Consider the following 13,406-nt stretch of genomic DNA (forward strand, 5'->3'; position numbering starts at 1 on the left):
CACGGCGCCGGGTGAACCGGGGTCCCCCGTGAAGGGGATGGTTCCCCTTACCCAGGGTGGGGGGAGCCCTGAACCCCACCCAAGAACCGATACGCGCGCGGATGCGCCCGGAACCAGACGTTGAGCCGCCCGATCCGGCGCACGAGCGAGGACCGCGACGTCAGCGGCACCAGGCCGCCGGCCAGCCGCACCACGGTACGGAACCGGTCGAACCGGCGCCGGTCCCGGTCTGTCCACTGTAGACCGAGCCGGTCGCGCAGCGCGGGCGGGAGCGTGCCCCGGATGAGGAACATCTGCGCCAGGTACTGCCATCGCCGCAACCGGACCCAGCGTTCGTCGGGCAGCCACCGCCAGGGCTTCTTCACCGTCCGGATCGTCTCGAACAACGTCGAGATCGTCTCGTTCGGCCCGAAGCCGGCAAGCATTTCCGCGTAGTACCGCTCGAATTCCGGCCACGTCGGCGGCAAGTCCTGCTCGCGCAGGCCGAGAAGCCGCCCGACGTCGCACATCTGCGTGTAGTACTCGTCCAGTTCGGAAGGTGTCATCGGGTTGCCGTAGAACCGTTGCGTGTCAACGGGAACCATGACGAGCGTGGCGTGCACCCAGGCGTACGCGCGCGGGTTCAGCGCGCTGTACCGGCGGCCGTCGGCGTCGACGCCGGTGAACGACCGGTGCAGCGCGCGCAACCGGTCGGCCTCGTACTTGGCGCCTTCCGGGCCGCCGTAGACGTAGATGGACAGCGACGCGGCCGTGCGCATCAGCCGGGTCCACGGGTTTTCGGCGTAGTCGGAGTGATCGCGCACCCCCGCGGCGACCACCGGATGCGCGACCTGCAACACCAGCACCTGGCCGGCCAGCAGTCCGGCCCGGAAGTCCCCGAAGTACCTCCACGCCGCCGTCCCCTTGACGATCGGCGGGCCGGTCACGACGCGCCGCGGATGAGCATCATCAAGGGCAGGGCCACCGGCACGCCGTCGTCGCCCGTGGCGAGCCTGCGCAACTGGAGTCCGGCGATCAGCGCCACGACCGGACCGGTCAGCCGCTCGGGCGACGGGACCCCCAGCGTCCGCAGGATCACCAGCGCGAGTTCGTCGTAGGCGGCGAAACACCGCGCGGCCGCGTCCTGGAGTCCGGAATCGCGCGCGGCCTGCAAGTACAGCTCGTGCGCGCCGAGTTCGTCGGTGCCGAAAGGCAGTCGCGCGATCACCTGCTCGACCACGGACGCCGCTTCTTCGACGCTCAGGCCCTTCTCGCGGTAGGCGTCGACGAACCCCGTCAGCTTCGAGGTCTCCTCCTCGGCGAACAGCAGCATCGCCTCGCGCAGCAACGCGGTCTGGCTGGGGAAGTGATAGGTCAGCGTGCCGAGGGAGACCTCGGCCTGCCGCGCGATCCGGCGGTTGGTCAGCCCGCCGACGCCCTGTTCCCCGACCACCTCGAGCGTGGCGTGGAGGATCGACTCGCGGGTGTTCACCAAGCGGTCTCGGGTTCGCGGTCCTGCCACCGTTCGACCTCTTCCAGTTGCGCGGCCAGCGAGATCAGCCGTTCCTCGGAGTGCGACGGGCCGAGCAGCTGCCCGCCGAGCGGCAGTCCTTCCCGGCTCGGCCCGGCAGGCACGTTGATCCCCGGCCAGCCCAGCACGTTCCACGGCCAAGCGTAGGGGCACGCGGCGATCATGGCCTGGTCGGTCTGCCAGCCGCTGAGTTCGTCGAAGGTGCCGATCCGCGGTGGCGGCGTCGCGGTGGTCGGCGTGAGCAGGACGTCCACCCGGCCGAACACCGAGCCGATCTGCCGTTGCAGCAACGGTTCCGTGGCCCGCGCGAGCCGCAGCGCCGGACCGGCGAGCGCCGAGCCCTGCCGCGCGTTGGCCCGCGTGCGCGGGTCGAGCCGGGCCTGATCCGGGACGCGACGAGACCAGTCACGTACGCCGACGAGCGAACGCGGCAGGAAGGTGAGGCCGATCAGCCGGTAGTCCGGTTCGACCTCGACGATCTCGTGGCCGAGTTCGGCGAACCGCTCCGCGAGCCGGACGACGGCCGCGTGCGCTTGCGGGTCGAGCCGGGTTTTCGTGGCGGTGAAAGGAATCCGGGTCGACAGCCCGATGCGCAGCCTGCCCGGTTCGCGGCGGGCGGCGGCCTGGAACGCGGTCCCGGTGCCCGCCGCGACGTCGAGCAGCAGGGCCGCGTCGGCGACGGTGCGCGCGAGGGGGCCGACCACGGTCAGGCCGTGGAACAGTTCGCGTTCGGTCGGAACGCGGCCGCGCTGCGGTTTGATCCCGACCAGATCGGTCCACGCGGCCGGGATCCGGATCGACCCGGCCCCGTCGGAACCCAGCGCGGCGGCGATCACCCCCGACGCGATGGCCGCCGCCGCGCCGCCGGAGGAACCGCCCGGGCTGCGCTCGGTGTCCCACGGATTGCGGGTCGCGCCGAACGCCGGGCCTTCGGTGAACGGCCATTGGCCGAGTTCCGGGGTGTTGGTCTTGCCGATGAGCACCGCACCCGCCCGGCGGAGCGCGGCGACGGGCGGAGAGTCCGCCGTCGCGGGGGAGAAGTCGCCGTCGCAGCCGAACGCCGTCGGCAGGCCGGTGACGTCGAGGTCGTCCTTGATCGCGGTGGGGACGCCGAGCAGGGGAGCGGTCTCGCCGTCGGACAGGCGCCGGTCGGCGTCTTCTGCCTCGCGAAGGGCTTCTTCGGGGCGAAGACACTTGAAGGCATTGAGAGTCGGCTGGCTGGCTTCGGCGCGCTCGAGCGCCAAGCGCGTGAGCTCGACAGACGTCGTGGCTCCACTGGCGAGCATCGAGGCCTGTTCGGCCAAGCCGGTGAACGCGAGCTCCGGTTTCGAGGTGGTCATGACTCCCCCTGCGTGTCTCGTTCGTTCAAACGAACGATACCAGCGTGTGGCCTCGGTGTGGTTACGTGATCCGCATGAACCTCGATCGCTTCCCCCGCGTCGACCTCGGCGGTCACCCGACGCCGTTGCATCCGGCACCCCGGCTGGGCGAGGCGCTCGGCCTGCCGAACCTGCTGCTCAAACGGGACGACGTGCATCCGCTCGGCGTAGGTGGCAACAAGTTGCGCAAACTCGAGTTCCTGCTCGGCGCCGCGATCGAGGCGGGCGTCGACACGGTGATCACTTTCGGCGCGTTGCAGACCAACCACGGCCGCCAGACCGCGGCGGCCTGCGCGAAGCTCGGGTTGCGGTGTGAACTCGTGCTTACCGCGAAGGTTCCTCGTGACGGCGACGCGTACGAACGGTCCGGCAACGTCTTGCTCGATCACCTCTTCGGCGCGAACGTGCACGTCTGCCGCGACGGCGAGGAGACCGGCGGGACCTACGACAGGTTGATCACCGAGGCCGCGGCTGAGGGCCGCAAGGTGGCCACCTTCCCCGTCGGCGGCTCTGACGCCGTCGGAGCGCTCGGGTACGTGGCGGCCGCGCACGAGATCGCCGGGCAACTCGCCGACCGCGGCATCACCAAGGCGCGGCTGGTCGTCCCGCACGCCAGCGGCGGGACTTCGGCCGGGCTCCTCGCCGGGACGGCGAAGCTCGACTGGCTGACCCTCGACGTCGCCTGCGTCAGCCATCCGGTCGACGAGGCCCTGGACAACCTGGCCGACCTCACCACCGCGGTCTCCGTGCTGCTGGGGATCGAGCCGCCGTCACTCGAAGGACTGCGCATCGACGACCGCGCGATCGGCCCCGGTTATGGGCTCCCGACCCCCGGGACCTGGGACGCGGTGCGGCTTTTCGGTCGCACGGAAGGGATCGCGCTCGACCCCGTGTACACCGGCAAGGTGGCCGCCATGCTGGTCGATTGGGCCGCCGAAGGCCATTTCGCGGCCGAGGAGCACGTCGTTTTCCTGCATACGGGTGGTCTGCCCGGCCTCTACGGTTACGCGCCCGAATTCACCGGCACGGTGGGCGGCTGACGCGACCTTCAGCATCCCGCCGATCAGGATCACGTGCGCCACCAGCGAAAGCCGCTGCGCGACGCCGACCGGCGCGATGTCGGTCAGCGTCATGAAGAACGGTATGTCGGAGAGGCGCACGAAGATGAAGCTGAGCCCGAAGACGATCAGCCCGGCCGCGCTGCCCCAGGCGAGGCGGCCGATCTGCCTGGCCGCGGGGGTGCCGCGCAGGTTGTCGCGCAGGGTGAACCCGGCGGCCGGCAGGCTGAGGAACGCGACGAGGCACGCGTACAGGTGGATCTCGCCGCTGACCGGATCCGGGAATTCGGGGTAGCTCGCCGGGAAGATCGCGGCCGCCGCCAGCCCCAGCGACCACAGCACGAAAAGCAGTTTCGTGGTGCGGCTGGGCCGGAACCCGGCCGCGGCCAGCGCGCCGAGCGCGGTGAGCGAGCCGATGGACAGCGACAGCACGCTCGCGCCGAGCATGCCCGTGCCGCGGTCGACATAGGCGTAACTCGACAACGTGTCGAACACGGGGTCGCGTGAGCTGATCAGGTGCAGTACGACCATCGTGAACACCGCCCAGCCGATGGCCACCGCCGACGCGATCAGCCAAGGTCTGGCACGCGAGGACTCCCCAGTGAACGTCATGCGTCCAGAGTGCTCGCACGGCCGCAGATTTCCGATCCGGGAAGCCCCCGGTTTTTCCCTGGGGCCACCCCTAGCTCGATCAGTACCAGTAGCTGGTCATCGTGCCTTTTCGCGCGGGGCCAGCGGTCGCCGTCCGGGTCCTGTTTCTCCGCCGTGCGCACCGCGTCGAGTACCGCGTCCGGGCCGCGCTGCCGGCTGATGGCGAGCACTTCCGGCCAGTCGAACAGCGCGTACTCGTCGACACCGATCGCGACGCCGTCCGTCGCCAGCAGCAGGGCCTCGACCTCGGAGCGTGGCCAGCTGCGGCGTACGGCCTCGGCGGCCGCCTTGGGTTCCGCCTCGGCGACCCAGAAGCCGTCCGGCGCGTTGCGTTTCGCGCGGACGTCGGCGCCGGTACGGAGCTGACCGCCGTCGCGGAGGGAGACCAGCCTGTCGTCAGTGAGCGGATCGGCGCCCGAAGGCCCGAAGGCGACGATCGGGCTGTCGGCGAGCACCAGCCCGTCGACGGTGTCGTCAGTCCAGCGCGCGATGGCGACCGTGCTCGACGGCGAGCGCCCCGGTGCGAGGCTTTCGCGCCGGGCGACGTCGGCGATCGACTCGGCGAGCAGGATCGAGAGATCCGCCTCGGGTTCCGCGCTCAGCGCCTGCGACAGGCTGTGCACGAGCAGGCTCGCGTACCAGCCGCCGGACGGCAGATCCGGATGCGGCGAGGTCGCCCCGTCGAGCACCACCACGGCGTTGTCGAGTACGGCGACGTGGTCTTCGGTGGGGCGCGGTGCCCCGTCCGCGCCTACTCCGTCCCTTTCCGCCACTGCGATTTCGACCATGCCACGACCCTAACTGTCAACCGGCATTGACACTGGCGACATGTCAATGTAGGTTGACGTCATGACCGAAGCGACAGACCTGGCCGCGCGAGCCGGTGACCGCGATCCCCGCGTGGGGTTGCGCGCCGTCGCCGCCTTGCGCCGGTTGTTGGAACAACTCGAGGCCGTGCAGGTCCGCAGCGCGCGGGTGCACGGCTGGTCCTGGCAGGAGATCGCGGCCGAGCTGGGGGTCAGCAGGCAAGCGGTCCACAAGAAGTACGGGAGGCACTGATGTTCGAACGCTTCAGCCCCGAAGCCCGCGAGATCGTCCTCGGGTCGCAGCGCGTCGCGTCGGACGAGAAGTCCGCGAATGTCGACGCGCTCCACCTGCTGACCTCGCTTTCCCAGAACACGAGCCTGCTCACCACCTTGGGCTGTCCGGCGGGAGAACTGTCCGACGACCTCCGGCGGGTCCGCCGCCGGGGCGGGATGAGCGACGCCGATGTCGAAGCGCTGACCGGGTTCGGCATCGACGTCGAGCACATCGTCGAGCGGGTCGAGCAGACCCACGGCGAGGGCGCGCTGACCGGTGGGACGCGGAGCAAACGCGGCCATCGGCCCTTCACGCCGGAGGCGAAGAAGGTGCTGGAGAAGTGCCTTCGTGAAGCCGTCGACGTCGGGGACAAGCGCATCGATGCCGAGCACTTCCTGCTCGCGCTGACCTCGATCCCCGGCGTGGCCGCCGACGTCCTCGCGCAGCGCGGGATCGACCACCTCGCCGTCCGGCGCCTGCTGGAGCGTCGCGCGGCCAGCTAGCGTCGCGTGACCAGGCGGAGATCTCGCATGATCTACGCCTGATCACGCGTAAGACCTGCAGGATCACGCGGCACTAGCTCTCAGCGCGTTCTCGCCAGGCGACCAACGGCAGGAACGCCTGCGTGAGCGGCCCGATGGCGAGCGCGTAGAGGATCGTGCCGACGCCGACGGTGCCCCCGAGCAGCCAGCCGGCGGCCAGCACGGTGATCTCGATGAGGGTCCGGACGAGCCGGATCGACTTGCCCGTCCGGGCCGCGAAGCCGGTCATCAGCCCGTCACGAGGGCCGGGCCCGAGCCGCGCGCCGACGTAGATCGCGGCGGCGAGGCCGTTGAGCACGACCCCGGCGACCAGGTTGAGGATCTGCCAGCCGAGCACGTGCTGATCGGGAAGGAAGATCCGCACGAGGTCGACGGTGAGTGAGATGACCACGATGTTGGCGACAGTGCCGATGCCGGGCCGCTGCCGCAGCGGGATCCACAGCAGGAGCACCGCGACCGAAGCGAACGCGGTGACCGTGCCGAACGAGAGACCGGTGATCTTCATCAGGCCTTCGTGGAGCACGTCCCACGGGTCGAGGCCGAGGCCCGACCTGGTCAGCATGGCCATGCTGCCGCCATAGAGGGCGAGACCGCCGACGAGCTGGATCGAGCGACGGGTGGTGTCGTGGGAGATGCCCACGGGCCGGAGATCGAGTGTAAGTGCCACCAAGCCACCATCGGGGGTAAGTGGCTTTCTTGACCATGGCCAATCTGCAAGAATTGGTCTTATGGAACCGCTGATCCCGCTGACTGGACGCGTTTCGGGTCTAAAATTGGCCACTTTGCTGGGAAGTTGGCGGCGGAGTGGTTCTCGTCACGGCGCGGCGGATCTCGCGGCGGCGGTCGAGCTGCTGGTCCTCGACGGCAGGCTCCCGCTCGGCACGAGACTCCCGGCCGAACGAGAGCTCGCCGACGCCCTCGACGTCAGCCGCACCCTGATCGGTGCCGCGCTGGACAAACTGCGGGCCGACGGCCTGGTCGCCAGCCGCCGCGGCGCCGGATCCTGGATCGCGTCACCCGGTGGCCGGGGCCGGGAGACGATGCTGCCGTCCGGGGAGGACCTCATCGATCTCGCCCAGGCCTGCCCGCCCGCCATCGCCGGCCTGGTCCCCGCCGTGGACGCCGCGCGGAAGGCGCTGGCGGACCACCTCGGCGAGAACGGCTATCACGTGCGTGGCCTGCGGATCCTGCGCGAGCGGATCGCCCGCCGCTACACCGAACGCGGCCTGCCGACCAACGCGGGCCAGGTGATGATCACCAACGGGGCGCATCACGCGTTCGTGCAGGTCCTGCGGATGCTGGCCGGTCCGGGCGACCGGGTGCTGGTCGAGCAGCCGACCTATCCGAACGCGCTCGAAGCCATCGGCGCCGCGCACGCCATCGGAGTCCCGGTGCCGCTGGACCCGGCCACCGGCTGGGACGTCGTCGGGATCGAGGCCGCGCTGCGGCAATCCGCGCCGAGGCTCGCGTACTTCGTCGCGGATTTCCAGAACCCGACCGGACTCCGGCTGGACGCGGCGGGCCGGGAGCGGCTCGCCGCCGCGCTGAGCCGTGCGCGGACGCCGTCGATCATCGACGAGACGCTGGTCGAACTGGACCTCGAAGGCGATCCGGCCGACGGCCCGCCGCCGCTCGGCGCGTTCGCGGGCGATCTCGGCATCACGATCGGCTCGGCGTCGAAATCGCATTGGGCCGGGCTGCGGCTCGGCTGGATCCGTGCTTCGGAGGACGTCATCGGCAGGCTGGTCGCGGCCCGGTTCGCCGTCGATCTGGGCTCTCCGGTCTTCGAGCAACTCGTCCTCGCCGAGCTGCTGGACGACGGTGGATCCGCGCTGGCCCACCGCCGCGAGGAGACACGGGCCCTGCGCGACGCGCTGACCGGCGCGCTGAACTGGTACTGCCCCGACTGGACTTTCACCGTGCCGCCGGGTGGGCTTTCGCTGTGGTGCCGTCTGCCGGAGCCGATGAGCACGCGGCTGGCCGTCGCGGCGGCGGGGCACGGGGTGCAGGTGGCGCCGGGCTCCCGGTTCGGCGTCCACGGTGGACTGGAGCGCTGGCTGCGGCTGCCGTACACGCTTCCGGCCGACCGGCTCTTCGAGGCCGTGCGGCGGCTGGGCGCGGCCGCCGCTTCGGTGTCCGCGACTCCCGCCACGGCCACCCCGATAGCCGTCCAGGTCACCTGACCCCCGCGTTTCGTCCTCTAGTTGCGGTAGTTGGTAGCGCGAACTACCGCAACTAGAGGACGAAACGCGAGGGTGGGAAACGGAAATAGCCGGTGCGCCGGCGGGGCGGCCGATGCTCCAGGGAGGGCATCGGCGCCGCACGACCAGCGCACCGGCTATCCGGCCCGCCCCGAGGCCGAAGCCTCGCGGGCGGGCACCGCGGCGGTTACCCGGCACAGCCCCTCGACGTGCCGGGAACCGCCCGCGGTTCAGGTGGTCTTCGAGCTTGGCCGGCTCCTGCTCGGCGCGGTGAGCAGAAACCCCCGAAGTCCACCCGGTGCTGGTCCCGGCGCCGCAGGGGCAGCGCGGCGCCGGGGCCCGGGATCCGAACCGGCCGGGCGCGGTCGGCCGTTCGGGAAGACGGGAAACCTGAATGAGGGCAGGCGGAAACGCGACTTGTGCCAGGGATTTCAGGAGACGCCGAAAACCGAAGTTGATCTTGGTTTGGACGTGGTTCTCCCCGGCGACCCGGTCAGGTCAGTCGGGGGAGGTGGCGGGAAGCGCGGCTTCCCTGCCGGTGCGCTCGCCTTCGTGGTCGCAGCCTGCTCCGAGGAGCTTCAGCTGCGTGGCGGGGAATCCGGAGTCGAGCACGGCGAGCGGCCCGCGGCCGCCGCCGGAGTGGTCGTGCCCTGGCTGGGCGCTCGTCGTGGGCGCGAGCGGGGCCACCGGGGTGTTCGGCAGGCCTCCTCCGCCGCCGCCAGAGCCGCCGCCGTCCGGGGACGCGTGCGTGCCGGACTCGGCGGGCGCCGCCGGAGCGGGCCGGTCGTCGGATTTGATCCGGGTGGGCAAGGAGACGACGCGGTGGTGGTTCTGTGCGGCGGCCGCCGGGGCGGGAGCCTCGGCGGGGACGAACGGACGCGGGTCCGGGATGCTCGGGGCCGGCGTGCTCGGTGTCGTGGCCTTGGCCGGCACGGCGATGGTGACCGAGCCGCTCGCCGGCTCGCCCGAGCCGCCGCCGAAGACGGGGTCGAGCGTGTCGCCGACGCCCGGCAGCGGTATCGGCTGCTCCTGACCGCAGCACGGGCCCGGCGTGAGGATCGGCACGACGACCTGTTCGCTGATTCCGCCGACGACCCCGCCGACGGTTTCGACGACGCCGCCGACCGTGGTCGTGACGATGTCCAGCACGCCACCGATGAGGCCGCCCAGCAAACCGTTGGCGGCCTGAGGCTTCGGGGTCTTCTTGGCCGGTTCCGCAGAAGCGGTCTTTTCGACGGAACTCGCGCTCGAAACGGCCTTCTGCTCGACGGCGGCCTCAGGCTCCTCGCTCTTCGAGGGAGCGGGCTCTCTCTGCGGTGACTTGGCCTTCGAGGTTCCGGTCTCGCTTGAGTCCGAAGTGGACTCTTTCGGCGTAGTCGTCGTTTCGGGTGACGGCTGGATCACCGAGGTCTCCGGCGTCGCGGAGGTCTGTTCCTCAGCCGAAGCCGGCGTGCTCAAGACGGCGCCGAGGATCCAGCCCGTGAGTGCCAGCCCGCCCGCGAAAAGGAATCGTGCTCCCGCTTTCGGGGCGACGAGGCCGCGACGGCGCACGACTGCCGGACCACTCACAGCAATCACCACCGTCCGCGCCTGAAACCCACGTTCTCCGCGTGAGTCCGATCTTGCTTGGGGTCTCTTCCGGTCAGGTCGCAGTTCCCCCGGGGCTGCACCAGTTTTAGCACCGGAGGGGAGTGTTTCACCTCAGCCGCCGCTGATCCAGCCCGTTAGGCGGAACGACGCAACCGGCTCCGGTACCTGGAGTACCGAAGTTGATCACTCTCGGTATGTGCCCGGGGGCCATCGGGGGACGGGTGGAACTACTCAAATACTCGGTGACCTGACCTTTTCCGGATCCTTGCTGCGGTGCGTGCCGTCGAAGTCGCGTTCGGTGATCGAGGCGGCGGACGCGAGCCGCCCGGAAAGGAGAGTCCGCGATGTGGGACGTGAAAACGGTTTCGGCGGCGGTGCTCAGCGCGCTGAAGGTCTACCGGCTGAGCGAAGCCGACGCCAGGGATGTCTGCCAGGACGCCTGGCTGGAACTGCTTCGCGCGCCGGGCGCGTTACGTGACGAAGCGAAGCTCCGGGCTTGGCTGACGACCACCGCGCGGCGCCGCGCGCTCCGGATGATCACCAGGAACAGGCGCGAAACGCCGCGTCCGCTCCCGGCTCCGGACACGACCCCGGAGGCCGAGGTCGTCCGGGCCGAACGCGACCGCGCACTGTGGGCGGCGGTCGATCGCCTGCCGGACCCGCACCGGCGGTTGATGTGGCTGCTCGCGCACCGCCCGGAGCTGTCCTACGCCCAGCTCGCGAGGGAGCTGGGGATCAGTCCGGCCAGTGTCGGCAGGGTGCGGAGACGGTGTCTGGACCGGCTCGAAAGGGCTCTCGAAAAGGGTGGCTGGGCCTGATGGACATCAGACGAGTCACCGCAGTTTGCGCAATCGGGAGACGGCTTCGTCGATGACCTCGTTGCGCTTGCAGAACGCGAAACGCAGCAGGTGTTTCCACTCGTCCGGGTGATCGGTGAACACCTTCACGGGCACGGCCGCCACACCCACCCGTTCGGGGAGTTCCCAGGCCAGTTCCGCGGCGTCGGCGAAGCCGAGCGGACGGACGTCGACGCAGATGAAGTACGTCCCGGCGGTCGGCCGGACCGCGAACCCCGCCTCCGCGAGGCCCGCGGCGAGCCGGTCCCGTTTGCCCTGGAGGCTCGTGCGCAGCTCCTCGGCCCACGGCAGTTCGTGGTCCAGCGCGTGGGCGACGGCAGGCTGCAACGGGCCGCCCGAGACGAAGGTGATGAACTGCTTCGCCGCCTTCACCGCCGCGACCAGTTCGGGGCTCGCGCAGACCCAGCCGATCTTCCAGCCGGTGCAGTTGAACGTCTTGCCTGCGCTGGAGATCGAAACCGTGCGATCGCGCATACCGGGCAGGGTCGCGAGCGGGAAGTGCTCGGCGTCGTCGAAGACCAGGTGCTCGTACACCTCGTCGGTGATGGCGATCAGGTCGTGCTTCACGCACAGCGCGGCGACGGCTTCCAGTTCGGCGCGCGTGAACACCGTGCCGGTCGGGTTGTGCGGCGAGTTGACCAGGATCGCCCTGGTCCGGTCGGTCACCGCGGCACGCAGGCCCTCGACGTCCAGCGCGAACCGGCCGTCGCGTTCGACAAGGCCGACGACGCGCCGCTCGGCCCCCGCCATGGCGACAGCGGCCGCGTACGAGTCGTAGTACGGCTCGATGACGATGACCTCGTCGCCGGCCTGCGTCAGCGCGATCAGCGACGCCGCGATGGCCTCGGTGGCCCCGGCGGTGACCAGGATCTCCGTGCCGGGGTCGTACTCGACGCCGTACCGGAGCCGATGCCGCGCGATCGCCGCGCGCAACTCCGGCCGTCCGGGACTCGGCGGATACTGGTTCGCGCCCCCGAACAGCGCGTTCTTGGCGGCGTCGAGCATTCCGGCGGGTCCGTCGGTGTCGGGAAAACCCTGGCCGAGGTTGACGGCTTCGTGGCGGACGGCCAGTGCCGTCATCTCCGCGAAGATGGTCGACGTGAAGGGCTGGAGGCGGGGTACGAGGACAGGTTCGCGCACGATCAGCCATCCTCACGGACAATGGCCGTGTGGAGCAACTGACGCCCGCCAAGGTGACCCCAGCCGATCCGCCCGGTGGAACCGCCGCCGAGGAGGAGAAGCGCCGCGGCCTGCGCAAGATGAAGATGGTCGCGCTGTCGTTCCTGCTCGGTGCGACGGTGATCTTCCTGCTGACCAGCTGGGCCGAGGCCGAGGGCTGGCCGGGCTGGGTCGGCTACGTCCGTGCCGCGGCCGAAGCCGGGATGGTCGGCGCGCTCGCGGACTGGTTCGCGGTGACGGCGCTGTTCCGGCATCCGCTGCGGCTCAGGATCCCGCACACCGCGATCATCCCGAACAAGAAGGACGCGCTGGGCAGCAGCCTCGGCGACTTCGTCGGTTCGAACTTCCTGTCCGAGTCCGTGATCCGCGAAAAGCTGAGCCGGGTCGAGGTCTCGAAGCGGCTCGGCGGCTGGCTCTCGCAGCCGAAGAACGCCGAACGCGTGACCTCCGAACTGGCCACCGTCGTGCGCGCCGCCGTCAAGGTGCTCCGTGACGAGGACGTCCAGGCGATCATGGAACAGGCCGTGGTCAAGCGGATCGTGGACAAGCCGTGGGGACCGCCGCTCGGCAAGATCCTGGCCGGCGTGTTCGCCGACGGGGCGCACCACAAGCTGGTGGACCTGATGTGCGATCGCGCCTACGAATGGGTGCGGGACAACCACACGACGATGCTGCGCGTGGTGTCGGACCGGGCGCCGAGCTGGTCGCCGAAATTCGTCGACGAGATGCTCGCGGACAAGGTCTACGGCGAGGTGCTCTCGTTCGTGTGGGCGGTGAAGACCGACGTCAACCACCCCATGCGGCTGGCGCTGGACAAGTTCCTCGGCGAGTTCGCCCAGGACCTCCAGACCGACCCCGAGGTGATGGCGCGCGCCGAGCAGGTCAAATCCCAGATGCTGGGGCATGACGAGGTGCAGAAGCTGATCGGTTCGGCATGGGCGACGGCCAAGGAGATGCTGCTCAACGCCGCCGAGGACCCGTCGAGCGAGCTGCGGCGCCGGGTGCGCACCGGACTCGAGGCGCTCGGCGAGCGGCTGGTCTCGGACGACCACATCCGGTCCAAGGTGGACAACTGGGTGGATGGCGCGGCGGCCTATCTGGTCACCAACTACTCCCGCGAGATCACCGGGATCATCACCGACACCGTGGAGCGCTGGGACGCCGAGGAGACCTCGCGCAAGATCGAGCTCCAGGTTGGCCGGGATCTGCAGTTCATCCGGATCAACGGCACGGTGGTCGGCGCTCTCGCCGGTCTGGTCATTTACGCGGTCGCGCAGCTGCTCTTCTGAGCGGCGGCACTTATACCACACTCCGGGGGCCTCACCGGGAGTTGTCCACAGGAAGTGGAGTCATCCCCAG

The 13,406-nt window shown here is 70.2% G+C and carries 13 protein-coding genes and 1 pseudogene; 6 read left to right on the forward strand and 8 right to left on the reverse strand.

The features are described from left to right. Window positions 1-47: 47 nt before the first annotated feature. From BS329_RS28000 to BS329_RS28010, 3 genes are read right to left on the reverse strand one after another with little or no spacing between them, the layout of a single operon-like run. A complete protein-coding gene (locus tag BS329_RS28000; RefSeq protein WP_076164201.1) occupies window positions 48-926 on the reverse strand; it encodes an oxygenase MpaB family protein in 879 nt (292 codons plus the stop codon). Next, complete coding sequence (locus BS329_RS28005) at window positions 923-1,471, reverse strand: TetR family transcriptional regulator (RefSeq protein WP_143253235.1); 549 nt, start codon at window positions 1,469-1,471, stop codon at window positions 923-925. Before BS329_RS28005 ends, BS329_RS28000 begins: the two co-directional genes overlap by 4 nt. After that, entirely contained in the window at window positions 1,468-2,850 is a 1,383-nt protein-coding gene (locus tag BS329_RS28010) for an amidase (protein ID WP_076164203.1), read from the reverse strand. Before BS329_RS28010 ends, BS329_RS28005 begins: the two co-directional genes overlap by 4 nt. Window positions 2,851-2,924: 74 nt before the next feature. Here BS329_RS28010 and BS329_RS28015 point away from each other — a divergent pair, with 74 nt between their 5' ends. Then, window positions 2,925-3,929, forward strand: a complete 1,005-nt coding sequence (locus BS329_RS28015) for a D-cysteine desulfhydrase family protein (RefSeq protein ID WP_076164204.1) — start codon at window positions 2,925-2,927, stop codon at window positions 3,927-3,929. An 81-nt stretch (window positions 3,930-4,010) separates the two neighbouring features. On the opposite strand, the pseudogene BS329_RS28020 reads toward BS329_RS28015, so the two are convergent. Together BS329_RS28020 and BS329_RS28025 are read right to left on the reverse strand one after the other, a co-directional pair. Then, window positions 4,011-4,559, reverse strand: a pseudogene (locus tag BS329_RS28020) (DUF998 domain-containing protein); the annotation flags it as partial. Further along, window positions 4,556-5,386 (reverse strand): protein phosphatase 2C domain-containing protein, encoded by an 831-nt coding sequence (locus tag BS329_RS28025; protein WP_076164206.1) that lies wholly within the window; start codon window positions 5,384-5,386, stop codon window positions 4,556-4,558. The pseudogene BS329_RS28020 and the gene BS329_RS28025, both read right to left, overlap by 4 nt. Before the next feature lie 61 nt (window positions 5,387-5,447). Between BS329_RS28025 and BS329_RS28030 the strand changes: the two genes are divergently transcribed. Continuing rightward, a complete protein-coding gene (locus tag BS329_RS28030; RefSeq protein WP_004559389.1) occupies window positions 5,448-5,657 on the forward strand; it encodes a sigma factor-like helix-turn-helix DNA-binding protein in 210 nt (69 codons plus the stop codon). Continuing rightward, the gene (locus tag BS329_RS28035; protein ID WP_076164207.1) at window positions 5,657-6,181 is read left to right on the forward strand and encodes a Clp protease N-terminal domain-containing protein; all 525 of its coding nucleotides are present in this window, start codon (window positions 5,657-5,659) and stop codon (window positions 6,179-6,181) included. Before BS329_RS28030 ends, BS329_RS28035 begins: the two co-directional genes overlap by 1 nt. Window positions 6,182-6,254: 73 nt before the next feature. Here the strand turns inward: BS329_RS28035 and yczE are convergent, their stop codons facing one another. Continuing rightward, window positions 6,255-6,887 carry a membrane protein YczE gene (gene yczE, locus BS329_RS28040; protein ID WP_076164208.1) on the reverse strand — a complete coding sequence of 211 codons (633 nt, stop codon included), beginning with the start codon at window positions 6,885-6,887 and terminating at the stop codon, window positions 6,255-6,257. Window positions 6,888-6,948: 61 nt separating this feature from the next. Here yczE and yczR point away from each other — a divergent pair, with 61 nt between their 5' ends. Continuing rightward, entirely contained in the window at window positions 6,949-8,403 is a 1,455-nt protein-coding gene (yczR, locus tag BS329_RS28045) for a MocR-like transcription factor YczR (protein ID WP_076164209.1), read from the forward strand. Between the two features lie 516 nt (window positions 8,404-8,919). Here the strand turns inward: yczR and BS329_RS28050 are convergent. Further along, window positions 8,920-9,990, reverse strand: a complete 1,071-nt coding sequence (locus BS329_RS28050; protein ID WP_244197316.1) for a hypothetical protein — start codon at window positions 9,988-9,990, stop codon at window positions 8,920-8,922. Window positions 9,991-10,355: 365 nt separating this feature from the next. Between BS329_RS28050 and BS329_RS28055 the strand changes: the two genes are divergently transcribed. Next, entirely contained in the window at window positions 10,356-10,829 is a 474-nt protein-coding gene (locus BS329_RS28055) for a sigma-70 family RNA polymerase sigma factor (RefSeq protein ID WP_076164210.1), read from the forward strand. A 15-nt stretch (window positions 10,830-10,844) separates the two neighbouring features. On the opposite strand, the gene BS329_RS28060 is transcribed toward BS329_RS28055, so the two are convergent. Next, a complete protein-coding gene (locus BS329_RS28060; protein ID WP_076164211.1) occupies window positions 10,845-12,008 on the reverse strand; it encodes a pyridoxal phosphate-dependent aminotransferase in 1,164 nt (387 codons plus the stop codon). A 29-nt stretch (window positions 12,009-12,037) separates the two neighbouring features. On the opposite strand from BS329_RS28060, the gene BS329_RS28065 reads away from it, so the two are divergent. Further along, window positions 12,038-13,336 (forward strand): DUF445 domain-containing protein, encoded by a 1,299-nt coding sequence (locus BS329_RS28065; RefSeq protein WP_076164212.1) that lies wholly within the window; start codon window positions 12,038-12,040, stop codon window positions 13,334-13,336. Window positions 13,337-13,406: the final 70 nt, after the last annotated feature.

The sequence above is a fragment of the Amycolatopsis coloradensis genome, from assembly GCF_001953865.1.
In the GTDB taxonomy this organism is placed as follows: Bacteria; Actinomycetota; Actinomycetes; order Mycobacteriales; family Pseudonocardiaceae; genus Amycolatopsis; species Amycolatopsis coloradensis.